The following is a 16894-nucleotide window of genomic DNA, read 5'->3' on the forward strand; positions in this document are numbered from 1 at the left end:
CCCCTCAGCCCGTCGCCCGATCGAGGCGCAAAAGCCCGACGATGACGATGGCGATCAGCCCGATGATCATGAACACCCAGGTGGAAGCAGCGGCTCCAAGGCCGAGGTCCTGAAAGCTGATGAGCTGGTCGCGCGCATAGATCGACATCGTCATCGTGTTTTCGTTGTTGGCCGCAAGCACGTAGCTCAGATCGAACATGCGGAGCGCGTCGAGCGCGCGGAAGAGTATCGCGACGCCGATCGCCGGCGTCGCGAGCGGCAAGGTTATGGACCAAAAGCGTTTCCAGTGCGGCACGCCGGAAACGTCCGCTGCCTCGTAGATTTCCTCGGGGATCAGTTGCAGGCCGGCAAGAATGAGGAGCACCATGAAGGGCGTCGTCACCCAGACGTCGATGAAGATCACCGTCCCGAGGATCAGCGAAGGATCGGCTGTCCAGGCGACGCCCTTTTCGACGAGTCCCAACGCGACCAGGAGCTTGTTGATCAGGCCGAACTGATCGTTGAGCATCCATTCCCAGATCCGGGCCGAGACGACCATCGGCATCGCCCAGGGAATGAGGATCGCCGCCCGCACGATGCCGCGGCCAGGAAAAGCGCGGTGAAGGAGCAAGGCGATCGCAAGTCCGAGAAGCGTCTCCAACCCGACGGATACGAGCGTGAAGACGAGCGTGTTTCTGACCGCGCCCCAGAACACCGGGTCTTCTGCAACTTCCACGAAATTCTCGAAACCCACGAATCCGTAATCCGAAGGGGCATCGAGATAAGCGTCGGTGAAGGAGAAGAAAATGCTGCGGGCGAGCGGCCATATCGCCACCGCCACCAGCGTCAGCAGCAACGGGAGCAGGAATATCCATGCGGTGCGGCGTTGCTGCCGCTCCATCCGGCGGGCGGCGTTCACGACGAGGCCCCAAGGGCCAATGGAACGCTCGCGCGGTGATCGATGCGCCGGCCATCCTCTCCGAACAGATAGAGACTTTCCGGTTGCCAGCTCAGTCCGACGGGGTCGCCGGGGGCGACTTGCGGTGGACTTCCCGTCGAACGAACCGTCCAGACCAGCGTCTCGGTGAGCCGCACATAGCAGACATATTCATAGCCGAGGTCCTCGATCCGCTCGAAGGTTCCGCGGATCGCGCCTTTCGTGTCGGCACCGACAAGCTTCAAAGCCTCCGGCCGCAAGCCGATTTCCGCAGGCCTTCCTTCGGCCGCGAGATATTCCGCGGCGTAGGCGAAGCCGCCTGCCCCCCTCAGAACCGTAGCGGCGGAGCCGGTCGCTTCGAGCGGGGCGAAATTCATTCTCGGGCTGCCGAGGAAGCCGGCAACGAAGCGATTTTCCGGCCGGTCGTAAAGCTCGCGCGGCCGCCCCACCTGCTCGATCTGCCCGTGGTTTAGAATGACGATCCGGTCCGCGAGCGTCATCGCTTCCGTCTGGTCGTGGGTGACATAGATCATCGTCGTCTTGACGTCGGCGTGCAGCTTGGCGATCTCGAAGCGCATTTCCATGCGCAGGTCCGCGTCGAGATTGGAAAGCGGCTCGTCGAAGAGGAAGACTTCCGGTTGGCCGACCAGCGCCCGGCCGATCGCCACGCGTTGCCGCTGACCGCCGGAAAGCTGGCGCGGCCGACGCTCGAGCAGGTGACCGATCTTCAGCATGTCCGCGACCCTGGCGACACGGCGACGGATTTCATCCTTGCCGAGCCGCGCCGTTTCCAACGCAAAGCCGATGTTTCGCCCCACATTCATATGCGGGTAGAGCGCGTATGATTGGAAGACGAAGGCCAGTCCACGTTTGGACGCCGGCACGTCCGTCACTTGGTCGCCGCCGATAAACACGTCGCCGCCGGAAACCGGCACGAGGCCGGCGATCAGTCGCAGAAGCGTCGACTTCCCGCAACCGGATGGGCCGACGAAGACGACGAACTCCCCGTCCTCGATCTCGAGATCGATGGAGCGGATCACGTCATAGGTGCCGAAGGTCTTGCTGACGTTCTTCAGGGAGACCGAAGCCATTCCATTTCCCTTCCAGGCCTTTCGCGGCAGCGCGTGGAACGCAGCCGGTTTCGATGAGGCGCCCCCGGCCGGGCCGAGGGCGAGCTCTCGTCATTTCGCCTTCACGTCGCGCTCGAGGCGGCGCTCGAGGTCGGCGAGTTCCTTGGCGACATCGTCCTTGCCGGAGATGATATCGTGTACGGCCCGGTAGAAGGTGCGGGAAACGCGGTTATAGTTCTTGCCGGTCGCAGCCGACGGACGTGCGACCGATTCCTCGAAGGCGGTCTTCGCCATGCCCAGGAAGGGGATCTTAGCCAGCACATCGGCGTCCTCGTAGAGCGCCTCGACGGTCGGATTGTAGCCGCCTTCGATCGCACGCATCTTCTGGTCTTCCGCGCCGACCATATAGCGCAGCAGCTCCGCGGCAAGCTCCGGCTTCTTGGAATATTTGGAGACGCCGAGATAGGCCGTGCCGAGCGCGCCGCTCGACTTCTGCCCGTCCGCACCGACGGGAAGCGCGCTCACTCCGACCTTGCCGACGAGCTTGCCACCCTCGGCCTGCGACGTTCCCCAAACATAGGGCCAGTTGCGGTGGAAGACGGCATTGCCGCTCTCGAAGAGGGCACGTGAGTTTTCCTCGTCATAGTTCAAGACCCCCTCGGGCGAGATCGTACCGATCCAGCCGCGGGCACGGGTGAGCGCCGCCTCCGTCTGCGGATTGTTGATCGTCACCTCGCCGTCGTCGGAAAGAATGGTGCCGCCGCCGGCGGAAGCGATCCACTCCAGAGCATCGCATGTCAGGCCCTCATAGCTCCTGCCCTGCCAGGAATAGCCCCAGATGTCCGGGCTCCCGGCCTTGCGCTCCGCGTCCTGGATCTCCTTGGCTGTCGCCGTCAGCTCATCCCAGGTTTTCGGCGGCTGCTTGCCGTATTTCTCCAGAAGGTCCTTGCGGTAGAACATGAGGCCCGTATCGATATAGAAGGGCATCGACAGGAGCTTGCCGTCGAGGCGCGCCGCATCCGCGGCAGAGGCGAAATGCGCCTTCACCTCGTTCTCGGGTACGAGAGAGGTCAGATCGAGGAGATGATCCTTGAACATGCCGAGCCAGATGACGTCGATATAGAGGACGTCCATGTCGGACGACTGGGCCGCGAACAATTGCTGATAGATCGGAATGGCGTCGTCGAGGTTCTGCGGCATCCGGTTGAGCTTCACCTCATGCCCGGTGTCTTTCGTCCATTTCTGGACGGCCTTCTCGCAAAGTTCGTAATCGGTCGCCGAACAGAACATCGACACGGTGTCCGCCTTTGCCGGAAAGGCCGATGCGACGGCAAAAACGGTCATGCCTGCGAGTGTTTTCAACATATGCTTCATGTTCGTTCCCTCATTTGTTCGCTTGTGAACGCAAGCTATATCGCGGCCTCCCGCCGCCGATATTTCGTCAGATCCTCTTTGAAAGGCAGGTTGCGGCCGCCATATCCCGTCACCGCCAGCGAGCCGCAGATCACGCCGAGCTCGATCGCGCCGCCGATGTCGGGCTCGGTCAGGAGCCCGTGAACGAAGCCGGCGTTGAAACTGTCGCCTGCGCCCGTCGTATCGAAAACCTCGACGGCAAGCGCCGGCACGCGGGTCGTCCGGCCCTTGGAGGAAGCGATCGCTCCGTCCGCTCCGCACTTGATCACGACGGTCGGGCAGAAGCGGGCGATCGACGACAGCGCATGCTCCACGTCCTCCTCGCCCGTTAGCGCCTTCGCTTCCGATGCGTTCGGCAGAAAGACGTCGATCAGTCCCAGCATGTCCTCCATTCCGGGCGTCGAGAGCCGGTAGTCGACATGCTGGCAGTCCGAACAGACGGTGATCCCGAGTTCGCGCGCGGCCTCGATCAGCCGCCGTCTTTCATTGTCGAGCGAAAACCCCTGCAGAAGCAGTATGCGCGGCCTGATCCGCGCCAGATCCTCCGGCGTCGGCAACGGGTCCGGCTCTTCGGCATAGCTGATGAAGCCGCGGTCATGCGCGAAGGAAAAGGCTGCACTCACGCGGCGCAGCGGCCTGTCGATATGGATGAAGAGGCGATCGTCGATATTCTCGCGGCGCGCTTCCTCGAGGATCATGCGGCTGAAGATATCGTTGCCGAACTGGCACCACCACCCGGCACTCGTTCCAAGCCGCGCGAATGCCAGCGCCGTCGAATAGGCGGCGCCCGGCACCCACTCGAATTCCTCCGCCCAGAGATCGGCGCTGATCTTCGGCACCTCCGGGAGGCCACGGAAGATCAGGTCGAAGTAGTATTCTCCGACCACCATCACGTCATTGCGTGAACCGGGGCCGGGGCCGGCGCCGATCACGACCATCCCCCTGCGAACTCGGCGTGTGCCGCCAGATACTCATCGACGAGAGGCACGGCGCGCGAATAGGAAAGCACAAGGGGGTGAGCCATGAGCGCCTGGACCGCAAGATCGCGGCTGCGTTCCCTGATCGCCCGCACGGCCAGCCGTTCGTAGCGCTTCACATTGTGGACGAGCTGCGACTGCGCTTCCGGCATCGCACCGATCTTCAGCGGCCGGATACCTTCCCCGTCGACCACGCAGCTCACCTCGACGACATCGTCGTCCCGCAAGCCTTCGATGGCGCCTTCGTTGCGCACGTTGAGGCCGGTATAGCAGGGTTTGCCAGTCTCAAGCGCATCGACCAGATTGAGCGCGACGCCGGCATAGCCCTCGCCCTCCTCTCCCGTCTCCGCGGCGGCAAGGCCTTCGACCAGCCGGTCGGCCTCTTCCATGCTGGGGGCGTCCGTCAGCGCATAATGCATATAGGTGGCGTTGCGGCGCCGCTCGTAAGCGTAATAGGCGGCGAGCGCCGCATCCGCGCCGGTATTCAAATCCATCGCGCTGAGCCGCGTGATCAGCGCTGCGTTCAGGTCCTTGACCTCCTCGCCGCGCGTGCGTGCATCGGCCTTGAGCGCCTCGACCGCCTTCTCCGCATAATAGTAATAGTAGAGATATTCGTTGATCCAGTTGCGCTGGCTTCTGATGAGGCTCGCATCGAACATGCGCTGCGAGGTGGAGCGAAGAAAGCCGTCGTCATCGAGCAGCGACTGAAGGACTTCCTTGCCGTCGATCGTTGCGCGCCTGGTAAAGGACAGATGGTTGAGCCCATAGACTTCGCAGCGCACGTCGTTCTGCTGCACCTTGTGCCAGTGCGCCAGCGCCTCCTGCGCACCGTTCGCCCCGTCACAGATGCCGACGGTACGATGATAGCCCTCGTTCTGCAGCGCCTGAGTCACGAGCCCCGCCGGATTGGTGAAGTTGAACAGCCACGCATCGGGACTGACCTTCTTCAGGATCTCGGCATATTTCAGGATGACCGGAATGCTGCGAAGGGCCATGGCAAACCCGCCGGGACCGGTGGTTTCCTGGCCAAGCACCCCGTGGGCCAGCGCGATGCGCTCGTCCTTGATACGCCCATCCTCGTTGCCGGGGCGAACTGTCGTGACCACATAGCGCGCGCCGTCGAGCGCGCGTTCTGCGTCGGCCGCCATGGTGATCCGGACCGGTGACTGCATGCGCCGCGCCAGTTCCTGGCTTATACGCCCGAAAAGCTCGAGCTTGCGCTCGTTGATGTCCTGCAGGCAGATCTCGGTCAGGCCGCTTCTCTCCGCGCGCCTCAGCGCCGAACCGACAAAAAGGGGTGCCCGGACTCCGCCGCCGCCGATCAAGGTCAGTTTCATTCTTTACTCCGCCGTTCCGATCGTGGTATCGCTACTGGATATAACCAGTTATGTCAATTCAGACGGAAGCCGTTTTCCCGGTTTCCACTGCCGATCGCCGGACTAGTCAGCGGCGCCTGCCGGCGATCCGAAAAGGCGCTTGGTACTTGTCTTCGGTCCGGACAGGTGCAATGCAAAAGAACATCCGGAAACCGGTGGCTGAAACAAGAGAGCATGGCACGACAAGCGAACCTACCGGACGAAAGCCCCATCGATCGCAACCATCCGGATGCGCTTTACGCGCAGCTGCGAAATCTTCTGAAAGGCATGATCGAGCGGCGCGAGCTGTCGGTGAACGATAAGCTCCCTTCCGAGCGGGAGCTGGTGGCCGCCTACGGCGTCAGCCGCATCACCGTGCGCCAGGCGATCAAGGAACTCGAAAATCTCGGCTACCTGCAGACGCGGCCCGGAAAGGGCATCTACGTCACAGCGCCCGCGCCGTTTTACGAACTGGAAGTCGTTCGCAGCTTCACCCAGACGGCCCATGCAAACAATCGCAAGCCCGGCATGCGGCTCCTCAGGGCGGAGATCGTCGGGGCCGATCCGGAGGTCGCAAGACCGCTTTCGCTGCCGACCGGCGCCGAAGTGGTCTTTCTGGAGAGGCTGCGCCTTCTCGACGATTTACCGGTGGTCGTGCAGCGGGACTGGTTCTCCGCCTCGCTCGCGCCCGGCATTCTCGACATCGACTGGACGGTCGAGAACAGGTCGCTTTACGGCGAATTCGAGAACCGCTACGGCATCGTCCCGACGCGCGGACAATCGACCTTGAGCGCGCGGCTTGCATCCGACCTGGAGGCGTCCCTGCTCCAACTCGAGCGGCCGGCGGCCGTCCTGACGCTCGATCAGATCGCCTATGACAATCACAACCGTACCGTCAATATCAGCGCGGCAGCCTATCATCCGACGCGCTATCCGCTTTCGCTGAGGCAGTCGCACCGGCGCTTCTAGCCAGAGCACTTCCGGGAAACGTCCAATACCGCCCGGCGCCGGTCTCAATCTTCCCGGAAGGCATGCCGCATCTGGTCGGTAAGGGGCTTGGTCAGATAGGAGATCACCGTCCGGTCGGCGATCTTGATGAACACCTCGGCCGGCATGCCCGGATAGAGCGAAAGGCCCTTCAGCTTGGCGAGGCTCTCCGCTTTCGGCCGGATGCGCAGCGGGTAGTAGCTGGCGCCGGTGCGCTCGTCCGTGACAAGATCAGGAGCGACGGTCACGACTTCGGCTTCGACCTCCGGCGTAGTGCGCTGGTTGAAGGCGCTGAAGCGGATTTCGACCGGCTGGCCGACACGGATCTGGTCGATGTCGTGGGTCGCTACCTTCGCCTCGACCGTCAGGTCCTCGGCCTCGGGCACGACAAGCATCAGCGTTTCGCCCGGATTGACGACGCCATTGACGGTATGGATCGCCAGTTGGTAAATGCGCCCGGGAAGCGGCGCGGTGATATCGAGGCGGCGCAGCTGGTCGGTCGCGGCGGTGCGGCGCTCCTCATATTCGGCGATCTTCGCCTCGACGTCCGTCAGTTCCTTCGATATCTCGCTGCGCCGGTCCTCGTCCAGCTGCAGGATCTGCAGGTCGATCTCGCTCGACTTGCCGCGGGCCTGGGCCCGGGCGGCAATATGCCTGCCGCGCCCACCCTCCAGCTCCGCCCGCTGGCGCTTCAGCGTCGTTACCCGCTGCATAGGCACGAGCCCCTGGCCGAAAAGCGAATCGACTCCGGTCAGCTCCTCCGCAATCAGCTTCAGCGCCTCCTCGATCGCGTTCAACTGCACAGTGAGCCCCTCGACCTCATCGGCGAGCTGCGCCTTTCTCGATTCGAGCTGTCCCTTCATGCCGGAAAGCGCCGACCGGCGGCTGTCAAAGAGCCGCTGTTCGCCCTCTATGAGCTTCGCCGCCGCCGTGCCGGGGATGAACTCGGCAAGATCCTCCTCGATTTCGAAGGATGCGGCGCCGATCCGCTCCGCCTGCAGCCGGGCGCGTCGGGCGTAGAACTGCGCCAGCGTGCTCTCGATGATCGCCAGATTGGCACGCACGGTGGTACCGTCCAGGCGGATCAGCACCTGGCCCGCTTCGACCCGATCGCCTTCCTTGACCAGGAGTTCGCCGACGATGCCACCGGTCAGATGCTGGACTTTCTTGACGTTGTCGTCGACGATCACGACGCCGCCGGCAACGATGGCGCTCGAAAGCTCCGTCGTCGCGGCCCAGCCGCCGACACCGGCAACGAGGGCAAGCGCAAGGACCGAGACGCCGATCAAATGGCGGGAGAGCGACCGGCGTGCAGTCGGCTTCTGCTGCTGGATCCAGCCCTTCATTGCTTCGCCTCCTGCCCTTCTGTAACGACTTTCAGGGCATTCTGTCGCTCCACCTGTTGCGGGCGAAGCACCTGGCCGAGAACCTGCTCCTTCGGCCCGAAGGCCTGCATGCGACCCTCGTTCATCATCAGCACGAGATCGACGCTTGCAAGCGCGCTCGGCCGATGGGCGACGACGATGACGATGCCGCCGCGGCTGCGCACGCTCATGATCGCTTCGCTGAGCGCCTGCTCGCCCTCCGCATCGAGGTTGGAATTCGGCTCGTCGAGAACGACGAGGAAGGGATCGCCGTAAAGGGCCCTCGCCAGAGCCACCCGTTGACGCTGGCCGGCCGAAAGCGTCATGCCGCCATCGCCGATCTCGGTGTCATAGCCGTTCGGCAGGCGCAGGATCAGATCGTTGACACGCGCCGCCTTCGCGGCGGCGACGATCGCCTCCGATGTCGCGTCTTCCGCAAAGCGGCAGATGTTCTGCGCGATCGTCCCGGCGAACAGTTCCACGTCCTGCGGCAGGTATCCGACATGTTTGCCGAGCGTGTCGCTGTCCCACTGGTCGAGCGCCGCGCCGTCGAGCCGAACGGAACCGCGATAGGCGGGCCAGATTCCGAGGATGGCGCGCGCCAAAGACGATTTTCCCGAGGCGCTCGGGCCGATCACGCCGACGGCGCCGCCGGCACGGACGGTGAAGTTCACATCCGAGACGATGAGGCGCTGTGCCGCGGGCGGACCGCTTGCCAGCCCCTCCACCGTGAGGCGTTCGCGCGGGTCCGGAAGCTGGAGCGGCGCGTCGGCCTCCGGCAGGGCTTTGAGCAATTCCTTGAGACGCTGCCAGCTCTGACGTGCCGCGACAAGACCGCGCCAGTTGCCGATCGCAAGTTCCACGGGCGCAAGAGCCCGGGCCGTCAGGATCGAGCCGGCGATAATGATGCCGGGCGAAGCTTCGCCCCGGATCACCAGAACGGCGCCGGCCGCCAGAACGCCGGATTGCAGCGCCATGCGGAAGACCTTCGACAACGCGCCGTAGCCGTTGCCGATGTCGGACGTACGCCGGTTCTCGTCACGGAATTCCGTGTTGCGGCGCTCCCACAGCCCGGTGAGCCGCGCGGACATGCCCATGGCATGCACCACTTCGGCATTGCGCTGGGAGGCCTGAGCGAAGGCGTTGCGCAGCCCTCCGGCTTCCGACGCTTTCTTGGCGGGCGCCTGCGTGCCGCGGTTGGTGAGATAGGTGAGCAACGTCAGGATCAACCCGCCGATGATCGCGATCATTCCGATGACCGGGTGAAAAAGAAAACAAATCGCGATGTAGAAAGGCAGCCAGGGCAGGTCGAAGAGCGCGGCCGGACCGACGCCCGACAGGAACGACCGGACCTGATCGAAGTCGCGCAGCGCCTGGAGGCCGTCTCCCTGCATTCTGAGCTTCAACGGCGCCTTCACGATGGCGCGGTAGATGCGTCCGTTCAGGCTCTCGTCGAGGGCGCCGGCGATGCGCACCAGCATCCGCCCGCGGATGAGCTCGAAGGCTCCCTGAAAGGCATAAAGCAACAGCGCGAGGAGAGAGAGGGCAATCAACGACGGAATGCTGCGGCTCGGCAGGATCCGGTCGTAGACTTCGAGCATGAAGAACGAACCGGTGAGATAGAGAAGATTGACGAGCGCGCTGGCGATGCCGACGCCGATAAAGGCCGCCCGGCAATCGCGAAGTGCGGCGGCTGGATCGGCATTCCTGCCCTTGGATGTAGCCATGAACTCAGGCACCGGCTGATATCTCGCTATCGGGTTTCAGGTGCATGCGGCTCCTTTTCTCTTCATCCGCCGCCGAACACCGCAGACCGGCCATCCGCATCGACGCTTTTTTGTCCCGTTGTCTGGATCGTGCCGGCTCATACTTCCAAAGCTCGCAAGGAAGAGTTGTTCCCGAAAATATAATGATGTACGCCAAACTTGCTTAATTGACTACCGGTCACTGCGAATCCCGCGCTTTGCCGCCGGCATTCGCGCCATCACTCCATCGAAGCTGCGGCCTCGGCCAGAGGGGCGGACAGGGTCGGAGGGATGGGCTCGACCGCCGCTGCCAGAGGGCTTCCCTCGATGCTGCCGCCCCTTCCCCATGTCGCGGCAAGGCTCATCAGTTCCTCCATTTCCCGTCGGAGCCGATGCCATGCCAGGATCTCGTCCGCGTGCGTCGCATTGGTACGCGGATCATAGAAGCGGCCTATCTCGTCGCCGGCGCTCCTGCGGGCGGCCTCGAGCCGCCCCTTCAAGGCGCCTGCCTCCTCCTTCAGCGAAAAATACCGGCGCATTACCGCAATCAGGGCAAGATCGTTCGGACTGGCGTTCACAAGCATTCCTCCGCGCAATTTCTTCAGCCCGACGGCGCGCAGGACTCGCGGCCGGCAGGGCCGGCCCCAATTGCCCAAGACTTTGGCACTTTTCCGGCAAGGCAGGAGAAAATGCGGCGCACGAAAAAGAACGACCCGGCGGAATATCCGCCGGGTCGTTCCTCGTCCTGATGAGACCTTTCGGCCGGATGGATCCAATGACCCGCGCTTGGCTCAGGCCTCGAGGCGTCTGCGCCCGCGCGTGTCGCCCTCGACCTGCTCCATTTCCCGCCTGTTGTGCCGGATCGAAGACCAGAGCGAAAGACCGATGAGGCCTGCCCCGCCGAGGCCGGTAATGACTTCGGGAATGTGGATCAGCGTCTGGAAGTACATGACCACGGAAAGGATCAGGATAGCGTAGAAGGCGCCGTGCTCCAGGTAACGGTATTCACTGAGCGTGCCCTTCTCGACCAGCATGATCGTCATGGAGCGGACATACATCGCCCCGATACCGAGCCCGATGGCGATGATGAAAAGGTTCTGGGTCAAAGCGAAAGCGCCGATCACTCCGTCGAAGGAGAAGCTGGCGTCGAGCACTTCCAGATAAAGGAAAGCCCCGAAGCCCCCCTTCGCCGCAGCGCTCATCGTCTGCTGCGAGGCGTCGAGCAAACCGCCGACCACCTCGACGGCCAGGAAGGTGAGGAGGCCGTAAACGCAGGCATGAACGAAGACTACGGCTTCTTCCGCTTCGAGCAGCCTCGAAAAGCCGAGTATGAGCGCCAGCACGAAGGCAATTTCGACGCCTTTGATGGTCGCAAAGCGTGCCATCCGGCTCTCCAGCCATGCAATCCAGTGCACGTCCTTCTCATGATCGAAGAAATAGGTGAGACCGACCATCATCAGGAATGTACCGCCGAATGCGGCGATCGGCAGATGCGCCTCGTGCATGATCCGGGAATATTCCTCGGGCCGGGCCGCTGCGAGAATGACGGCATCGATCGGACCGATACCCGCGGCGATGACCACGATCAGCAGCGGAAAGACGATGCGCATCCCGAAAACGGCGATGAGGATGCCCCAGGTCAGGAAGCGTTGCTGCCAGACGGGGGTCATGTCCTTGAGCTTGTTGGCATTGACGATGGCGTTGTCGAAGGACAACGAGATTTCCAGGACGGCAAGCACGGTGCAGATAAAGAACACCGTCATCATTCCGCCGATGGTGCCGGTCGACTGCCAGCCGAGCCATCCGCCAAGCAGAAGCCCGGCAGCCGTAACGATGAACGCCCATTTGAAATAACCGAGGGCGGTTGTCTGTGTGCTGGATCCGGTCATGGGCGAACCTCCCCTCCACGCGCTGTGGAAGCGTGGGCGAAAGGGAGATTTCCAGAGACAAAAAAACGCACAGCCGTATGGGCACATGCGTGAGGCATGAGATCAGTTTTCATGGTAGCTATATCCGCCGGCGTGACTTGCTGGCGGTACCGACATCACGAGAGCGCCGTAAACTCTCGCCAGAGGGGCCCGGCACCAATGTTCATCCCGCATTCCGATGTCCAAGAGCGGGACGTCTCTTACTTAGCAATGCCGCGCCTTGCGTCAAGGGGCAGGCACGTGCTCGCAGCGGAACCAAAAGCCCGTTTCCCAAGTTTCATTTCCAACCGGCAACAACCCCGCGAGGCTAGCGTCATGCATTGTTTCTGGTGGGATAAGAGTGTCGAATTGGAACTCGGAACCGAGGGCAAATATCGCGACGTGAAAAGCACGCGCGAGGCCGTAGAATGCCTGTTGCAGCGATGGCCGCGTCGGGAGGGACCGGCGCTGGCCGCAGCCAAGCGCGTATGCCTCCAGGCTCTGGATGGCAAGGTAAAGACCGAAAGGGCCCGCAGGGCCTTTATAAAGGCAGCGGAAGAGGCACATATTTCGATCCGCAGCCATTAGACCAGGACAATTTAGATTCCAACGCGTCGAAAGACGCGGTCGATCGAGTTTCGGAGTGGGACGCGGGAGGCGCCGTGCTGGCGGCCTTCGGATTGGGCGAGGAAGAACGATGTACGAGATTCCATGGAGCAAGCCCGTCAATATCAACATGCTCGACGGCAGGTGCCGCACGGTTGTCGGCCCGCTCGACGCGATGCACTGCCTGCAAAGCGAATGGCCGGTGCGGGACGGCGCCTATTATGGCTGCGCCATCCGTGCATGCAATGCGGCGCTCAAGCGCAGAAAGAGGCCGGAAGATGCGCGGGCTGCCTTCATCGCCGCTTTGCGGGAGGCCTTTCTGACGGTCGTGCCGCTGCAGGAGGAAGGTCATGGACCCCGGCCCTTGGAATGAATGCGTCCCCGTGCGGATGCCCGATGATCCGCAGATCCACATGGTGTCGAACACCCGACAGGCGGTCGAATTGCTGACGAAGCGGTGGCCGGTCAGCCACGGCCAGGCTTACCAGGCGGCAATCGACATCTGCATGGCGGTGCTCGAACGCGAATCCCCCGCTTATGTCGCGCGGGCGGCCTTCGTCGCTGCCGCCAAAGAGGCGCAGGTCAATATCGTAAGCTGACCGATACATGCGCGGGAGGACACCGCATGCGGCTTCCCGCGCGCACCCACGATTCAAGGTGCCTACGAAGCGTTGCGCGCCTGACGGAGCTTGGCGTCGCGTGGGAACTCTTCGCCTGCTCGCGTGTTGATCAGCGGATCAACAAACGTGGGATATCCGATGCCAAAGGCCAATGGTTTCAGCAGGTTTGCAAGTGCGGTGGCGGAGTATGCCGGGCGCCCCGCCGTCTTTGTCCTCGCCCTTGTATTGATAGCCGTATGGGCCCTCACAGGCCCGATCTTCGGTTTTTCCCAGACGTGGCAACTCGTCGTCAATACGGGCACGACGATTGTCACCTTCCTGATGGTCTTCGTCCTTCAGAACACGCAGAACCGGGACGGCCGAGCGCTTCAGACGAAGCTCGACGAGCTCATTCTGACGAGCTCGGCTGAGAACAGTTACGTAGGCATTGAGAGGCTCGACGAGAAAGAGCTGAAACGCCTGGGCGAGATACTCCAGCAGCACGCCCACGACGAAGACGATCATACGCTTCGGGAAAAGGTCGCGAACGTTCTCAGCCGGCGGCCGCCGACCCGGAGCTAGGCGTCGGAACCAAAACACACCGCATCCGTTTGCCTGACGAATGGCGGGCGACCGCAGAACCCAATGCGGCATGGAAGCGCCGCAGCGAACGAGGAGGTGCCGTATGCATCTTGTAGGTACACAAGTGATCCCCGAACAGGGCGGGAAAGCCGGCTTCACGGTCGAATTCGTCGGCGATGGCGGTGAGATCGTTTCGGTCTCGATGCGCAACGACGCGGCCGCAAACCTCAACCGGCTCAACGCCATCGAAAAGGCGCAAGCCGTCATGCGTGAGCTCGCGTCCGCCGATTGCAGCGCGATCGAGGAGTCCCAGGAGACCTCGAAAATCCACCGCAGCGCACGTGGCGCGAAAGACACGGATGAAATGGAAAGGCAGCTCGACGAGGGCCTTGAGGACACATTCCCCGCCAGCGATCCGGTATCCGTTACGGTTTCCACGATCCCGACCGACCGCGCGAAGAACGGCCAGCCATGAACCAGTCCTCGCCCGTCGCCTTGATCACCGGTGCCGGATCCGGCATCGGCCGAGCCACCGCGTTTACGCTTGCCGCAGACGGCGTGAAGGTGGGAGCGCTGGGGCGCACCCGCATGGAGGTGGAGGAAGTCGCCGATGAGATCGTCGGTTCCGGCGGCCAGGCGATCGCGCTGGAGGCGGATATCTCCGACGAGCTGCAGATGCGCAACGCAGTCAGAGATCTTGTGCTCAAGTTCGGTCATCTGGATATCGTCGTCGCCAATGCCGGCATCAACGGCGTCTGGGCGCCGATCGATGACCTGAAGCCTTTCGAATGGGACGAGACGATCGCCGTCAACCTGCGCGGCACGTTCCTCACCCTGCATTTGACGGTTCCCTACCTGAAACAGCGCGGGGGCGGCGCCATCGTGGTCGTTTCGTCGATCAATGGCACCCGGACCTTCACGACACCGGGTGCCACGGCCTACACCGCCACGAAGGCGGCACAGGTCGCGATCGTTCAGCAATTGGCGCTGGAGCTCGGCAAGCACCGCATCCGGGTCAACGCCGTTTGCCCCGGCGAGATCGAGACGAACATCAACGACAACACCAAGCTGCGCCACGAAGCGGAAACGGCAATTCCCGTCGAATGGCCGGAGGGGCAGGTGCCTATCACCGACGGGCAACCGGGGCGCAGCGAAGACGTGGCGGAGCTTATCCGTTTCCTCGTCTCCGAGCGTGCGCGCCACGTGACCGGAAGCCCCGTCTGGATCGACGGCGGCCAGGGCCTGCTGCGATAGTCCCTCCCCTCGTCACAGATCATGATCGACAAGAATGCGTTCCGCGCTCGCTCGCCGGCCGTCTTTCCTGGTCTCGCCTGAGATGCGTTCCCCTCGCGACACTTCGACACGCAAAGCCGCACAGGAAAGGGCCCCGCCCGGGGCGGCGGGGCCCACTATTTTGTTCGTTATTATTGAGGAGCGCGTGGATCCGTAGGGGCTTTGCGGAGAGGGAACTTGATTCCACGCGGTCCGACTATCAAACCGTGCAGCGATGCGTTTGTTCCCTTCGCCCCGGATAATGTTGTCGCTTGCGGGTTTTCCCGGACGATACCGCCAGAGGGCAAGCGATGGCGGGCGAATGAATCGTTAACCATCTAGCCGATAGACGTGGCTGGTGATGAACGTAGGGTGATTCGATGGCAGCTGAGTTTGGTGAACGAGCCATGGTTCGGGGCGGCGAAGTGATCGCGTTTCCTTTGGCGGCACGCGCAGGCGATGTCGATCGCTGCGCACGCGAACTCGACCGGATACACGGGCCCGCTGCCGTCGACTACTGGAAGAGCGAGTGCCGAAAGCTCGCCGAACAGCTTTCCGCACTCGGTCTACGCGCGGACGATATCCGAAACGAGGTCCTCGCGTTCCAGGCGGAAGTCCAGATCGCTATCGCCGAACGCTATCAGGAGCCTGCGACCCGGAACCGCTCCGACAGCCGCCCATGATGCCTCAATCTTTGTAACGCCGGATAAATCACCCGGTCCAGCTATGTACGCTGAACTGCGCTTCCTCGGCGGCCTTTATGAAGGCGGCACGTGCGACATCGGGCTCGTCATCGCCGTCGATCACGCGCTCGCATGCTGCGAAGGCCTCGCGCTTTGCGTCTCCGTCGGCAACCGGCCAGTGATTTTTGAGGCAAAGAAAAGCGTCGCGGGTGCTCTGTACCCGTAGGACGCGGTTCTCACCGGCCTCCAGAATCACCGCCTCGCTCCAGAGGCGATCCTGCGTCAGCATGTCGACATTCCTTCAAGTTGGTTATCGACGGGCGCGGGCCGGTTGATTCCCTCGAGAACGAGACCGCCGAGTTCCGGATTGACCCGGCTGATGTCCGCAAGAGCCACAATGCCGGCCGCGTGTCGCTTCCCGTTGACGACGACGAGGCGCCGGATTCGCAGGTCGTGCATCTTCTGGGCGGCAAGCAGGAGGCTGTCGTCCTCTTCGCAGGATTCGGCAGCGACTGTCATGAACTCGAACACGGCCGTCGAACTGGACAGCCCCTGCGCGACGACGGAGGTGACGATATCCCGATCGGTGACAATCCCGAGGATCGTTCCGACACCCGGCGTTTCCACCGGCACCGCGCCAACCCCTGTCTCGGCCATGAGCCGGGCGACGGACTGCGCCGTATCGGTGGGAGAAACGGTGAAAACCTGCCGAGACATTACGTCCCGAACACGGACCATCTTGTCCTCATGGCCGGCCATCGATGAGACTCCTCCCATTGATCGAGGCCGGAATTGCCACTTCATCTGCCGTCGACTTCTTTGGAGTGAGGTCGACACGGTAAGGGCCAATGACCTGAGGTTGCCAGGTATTCCGCCCCGATTTCTTCGGATTTGGATTTTCAGGCGGCCGGGCAAATTTCGGACGCTTCTGTTTCAGTCGAACGCGCACGATACGCTCCCTTCTCTTGCGTGGACATGCGGGGGCTGAAAACGCAGCCTTTCGATTAACGCACGAAGGTAGAAGGGGTTCCGGTCTAATTGCCCCGGCAGGCGTGTCAAGGCGGCTGAGGGTCCAGATCCGTCCGGTCCCTCGCGTCCTGCAGCATGGAAGCGATTTCCGTCGTCATCGCGTTCTGCCTGGCAAAGGCTTCCGAGGGTACGACGCCGGGATCTTCCTCATGATCCTGAACGATCGGGACCTCTTCCAGGGCGCGGTTGACTTCCGCCCAGACGTCCTTGTGGCGGTAAAGCGCGGATAGGACGGCAACAAGGATTTCTCTGTGCGCCGCCAGGCGAAACTCGATGCTTTGATTTTCCATGTATTGCCCTCAAGGGCTTGCGTGGCGGCGCATGCCGCCACGCTCGTGATTCAGGGACAGGAGCCGCACCAAGCAGACTTGCGCATGCATGCTGCGCAC

General features: G+C 62.6%; 20 protein-coding genes. 8 read left to right on the forward strand and 12 right to left on the reverse strand.

Going from position 1 to position 16894, the window contains the following annotated elements; all coding sequences use genetic code 11:
• Positions 1–4: 4 nt before the first annotated feature.
• The 5 genes from BHD07_RS16445 to BHD07_RS16465 form a co-directional block, all read right to left on the reverse strand.
• Entirely contained in the window at positions 5–898 is an 894-nt protein-coding gene (locus BHD07_RS16445; RefSeq protein ID WP_338281689.1) for a carbohydrate ABC transporter permease, read from the reverse strand.
• Complete coding sequence (locus tag BHD07_RS16450) at positions 895–2007, reverse strand: ABC transporter ATP-binding protein (RefSeq protein ID WP_324763506.1); 1113 nt, start codon at positions 2005–2007, stop codon at positions 895–897. The genes BHD07_RS16445 and BHD07_RS16450 overlap by 4 nt, the downstream gene beginning before the upstream one ends.
• A gap of 90 nt (positions 2008–2097) precedes the next feature.
• Positions 2098–3360, reverse strand: coding sequence for an ABC transporter substrate-binding protein (locus BHD07_RS16455; protein ID WP_100671515.1), 1263 nt, complete (start codon positions 3358–3360; stop codon positions 2098–2100).
• A gap of 35 nt (positions 3361–3395) precedes the next feature.
• On the reverse strand, positions 3396–4331 hold the full coding sequence (locus BHD07_RS16460) for a carbohydrate kinase family protein (protein WP_338281693.1): 936 nt from the start codon (positions 4329–4331) through the stop codon (positions 3396–3398).
• A complete protein-coding gene (locus BHD07_RS16465) occupies positions 4328–5713 on the reverse strand; it encodes a 6-phospho-beta-glucosidase (protein WP_338281695.1) in 1386 nt (461 codons plus the stop codon). The genes BHD07_RS16460 and BHD07_RS16465 overlap by 4 nt, the downstream gene beginning before the upstream one ends.
• A gap of 213 nt (positions 5714–5926) precedes the next feature.
• On the opposite strand from BHD07_RS16465, the gene BHD07_RS16470 reads away from it, so the two are divergent.
• Positions 5927–6700, forward strand: coding sequence for a GntR family transcriptional regulator (locus BHD07_RS16470; RefSeq protein ID WP_275599327.1), 774 nt, complete (start codon positions 5927–5929; stop codon positions 6698–6700).
• A gap of 44 nt (positions 6701–6744) precedes the next feature.
• Here BHD07_RS16470 and BHD07_RS16475 read toward each other — a convergent pair whose 3' ends face one another.
• From BHD07_RS16475 to BHD07_RS16490, 4 genes are all read right to left on the reverse strand, one after another.
• Positions 6745–8064 carry an HlyD family type I secretion periplasmic adaptor subunit gene (locus tag BHD07_RS16475; protein WP_338281697.1) on the reverse strand — a complete coding sequence of 440 codons (1320 nt, stop codon included), beginning with the start codon at positions 8062–8064 and terminating at the stop codon, positions 6745–6747.
• Positions 8061–9809, reverse strand: coding sequence for a type I secretion system permease/ATPase (locus BHD07_RS16480; RefSeq protein WP_338281699.1), 1749 nt, complete (start codon positions 9807–9809; stop codon positions 8061–8063). Before BHD07_RS16480 ends, BHD07_RS16475 begins: the two co-directional genes overlap by 4 nt.
• 257 nt (positions 9810–10066) lie before the next feature.
• Positions 10067–10411, reverse strand: a complete 345-nt coding sequence (locus tag BHD07_RS16485) for a hypothetical protein (protein ID WP_324763501.1) — start codon at positions 10409–10411, stop codon at positions 10067–10069.
• 207 nt (positions 10412–10618) lie between these two features.
• On the reverse strand, positions 10619–11716 hold the full coding sequence (locus BHD07_RS16490) for a DUF475 domain-containing protein (protein ID WP_275599331.1): 1098 nt from the start codon (positions 11714–11716) through the stop codon (positions 10619–10621).
• A gap of 354 nt (positions 11717–12070) precedes the next feature.
• Between BHD07_RS16490 and BHD07_RS16495 the strand changes: the two genes are divergently transcribed.
• From BHD07_RS16495 to BHD07_RS16525, 7 genes are all read left to right on the forward strand, one after another.
• Positions 12071–12322: a DUF982 domain-containing protein gene (locus BHD07_RS16495; RefSeq protein WP_338282304.1), complete on the forward strand. Its 252-nt coding sequence runs from the start codon at positions 12071–12073 to the stop codon at positions 12320–12322.
• Between the two features lie 109 nt (positions 12323–12431).
• A complete protein-coding gene (locus tag BHD07_RS16500; RefSeq protein ID WP_003526277.1) occupies positions 12432–12713 on the forward strand; it encodes a DUF982 domain-containing protein in 282 nt (93 codons plus the stop codon).
• Complete coding sequence (locus BHD07_RS16505) at positions 12691–12939, forward strand: DUF982 domain-containing protein (protein WP_013850416.1); 249 nt, start codon at positions 12691–12693, stop codon at positions 12937–12939. The genes BHD07_RS16500 and BHD07_RS16505 overlap by 23 nt, the downstream gene beginning before the upstream one ends.
• A gap of 159 nt (positions 12940–13098) precedes the next feature.
• Positions 13099–13521: a low affinity iron permease family protein gene (locus tag BHD07_RS16510; RefSeq protein ID WP_275599332.1), complete on the forward strand. Its 423-nt coding sequence runs from the start codon at positions 13099–13101 to the stop codon at positions 13519–13521.
• A gap of 103 nt (positions 13522–13624) precedes the next feature.
• Entirely contained in the window at positions 13625–13996 is a 372-nt protein-coding gene (locus BHD07_RS16515; RefSeq protein ID WP_198516676.1) for a hypothetical protein, read from the forward strand.
• Positions 13993–14775: an SDR family oxidoreductase gene (locus BHD07_RS16520; RefSeq protein ID WP_324763499.1), complete on the forward strand. Its 783-nt coding sequence runs from the start codon at positions 13993–13995 to the stop codon at positions 14773–14775. Before BHD07_RS16515 ends, BHD07_RS16520 begins: the two co-directional genes overlap by 4 nt.
• A gap of 398 nt (positions 14776–15173) precedes the next feature.
• Positions 15174–15476 (forward strand): DUF6074 family protein, encoded by a 303-nt coding sequence (locus tag BHD07_RS16525; protein WP_338281712.1) that lies wholly within the window; start codon positions 15174–15176, stop codon positions 15474–15476.
• 28 nt (positions 15477–15504) lie between these two features.
• Here the strand turns inward: BHD07_RS16525 and BHD07_RS16530 are convergent, their stop codons facing one another.
• The 3 genes from BHD07_RS16530 to BHD07_RS16540 all read right to left on the reverse strand — a co-directional run bounded on the left by BHD07_RS16530 (position 15505) and on the right by BHD07_RS16540 (position 16795).
• On the reverse strand, positions 15505–15765 hold the full coding sequence (locus tag BHD07_RS16530; protein WP_018099031.1) for a DUF982 domain-containing protein: 261 nt from the start codon (positions 15763–15765) through the stop codon (positions 15505–15507).
• A complete protein-coding gene (locus BHD07_RS16535; protein WP_018099032.1) occupies positions 15759–16235 on the reverse strand; it encodes a CBS domain-containing protein in 477 nt (158 codons plus the stop codon). The genes BHD07_RS16530 and BHD07_RS16535 overlap by 7 nt, the downstream gene beginning before the upstream one ends.
• Before the next feature lie 296 nt (positions 16236–16531).
• Positions 16532–16795 carry a hypothetical protein gene (locus BHD07_RS16540; RefSeq protein WP_338281716.1) on the reverse strand — a complete coding sequence of 88 codons (264 nt, stop codon included), beginning with the start codon at positions 16793–16795 and terminating at the stop codon, positions 16532–16534.
• Positions 16796–16894 lie beyond the last annotated feature (99 nt).

Origin of the sequence: Sinorhizobium sp. KGO-5, assembly GCF_036245905.1 — a bacterium.
Lineage (GTDB): Bacteria > Pseudomonadota > Alphaproteobacteria > Rhizobiales > Rhizobiaceae > Sinorhizobium > Sinorhizobium meliloti_A.

Excerpts from the sequence above, each read along its gene's own strand:
- BHD07_RS16450 (WP_324763506.1), bottom strand. The coding sequence starts at position 2,007 with ATGGCTTCGGTCTCCCTGAAGAACGTCAGCAAGACCTTCGGCACCTAT.
- BHD07_RS16455 (WP_100671515.1), bottom strand. The coding sequence starts at position 3,360 with ATGAAGCATATGTTGAAAACACTCGCAGGCATGACCGTTTTTGCCGTC.
- BHD07_RS16465 (WP_338281695.1), bottom strand. The coding sequence starts at position 5,713 with ATGAAACTGACCTTGATCGGCGGCGGCGGAGTCCGGGCACCCCTTTTT.
- BHD07_RS16470 (WP_275599327.1), top strand. The coding sequence starts at position 5,927 with ATGGCACGACAAGCGAACCTACCGGACGAAAGCCCCATCGATCGCAAC.
- BHD07_RS16475 (WP_338281697.1), bottom strand. The coding sequence starts at position 8,064 with ATGAAGGGCTGGATCCAGCAGCAGAAGCCGACTGCACGCCGGTCGCTC.
- BHD07_RS16480 (WP_338281699.1), bottom strand. The coding sequence starts at position 9,809 with ATGGCTACATCCAAGGGCAGGAATGCCGATCCAGCCGCCGCACTTCGC.
- BHD07_RS16485 (WP_324763501.1), bottom strand. The coding sequence starts at position 10,411 with ATGCTTGTGAACGCCAGTCCGAACGATCTTGCCCTGATTGCGGTAATG.
- BHD07_RS16490 (WP_275599331.1), bottom strand. The coding sequence starts at position 11,716 with ATGACCGGATCCAGCACACAGACAACCGCCCTCGGTTATTTCAAATGG.
- BHD07_RS16495 (WP_338282304.1), top strand. The coding sequence starts at position 12,071 with ATGCATTGTTTCTGGTGGGATAAGAGTGTCGAATTGGAACTCGGAACC.
- BHD07_RS16500 (WP_003526277.1), top strand. The coding sequence starts at position 12,432 with ATGTACGAGATTCCATGGAGCAAGCCCGTCAATATCAACATGCTCGAC.
- BHD07_RS16505 (WP_013850416.1), top strand. The coding sequence starts at position 12,691 with ATGGACCCCGGCCCTTGGAATGAATGCGTCCCCGTGCGGATGCCCGAT.
- BHD07_RS16510 (WP_275599332.1), top strand. The coding sequence starts at position 13,099 with ATGCCAAAGGCCAATGGTTTCAGCAGGTTTGCAAGTGCGGTGGCGGAG.
- BHD07_RS16515 (WP_198516676.1), top strand. The coding sequence starts at position 13,625 with ATGCATCTTGTAGGTACACAAGTGATCCCCGAACAGGGCGGGAAAGCC.
- BHD07_RS16520 (WP_324763499.1), top strand. The coding sequence starts at position 13,993 with ATGAACCAGTCCTCGCCCGTCGCCTTGATCACCGGTGCCGGATCCGGC.
- BHD07_RS16525 (WP_338281712.1), top strand. The coding sequence starts at position 15,174 with ATGGCAGCTGAGTTTGGTGAACGAGCCATGGTTCGGGGCGGCGAAGTG.
- BHD07_RS16530 (WP_018099031.1), bottom strand. The coding sequence starts at position 15,765 with ATGCTGACGCAGGATCGCCTCTGGAGCGAGGCGGTGATTCTGGAGGCC.
- BHD07_RS16535 (WP_018099032.1), bottom strand. The coding sequence starts at position 16,235 with ATGGCCGGCCATGAGGACAAGATGGTCCGTGTTCGGGACGTAATGTCT.
- BHD07_RS16540 (WP_338281716.1), bottom strand. The coding sequence starts at position 16,795 with ATGGAAAATCAAAGCATCGAGTTTCGCCTGGCGGCGCACAGAGAAATC.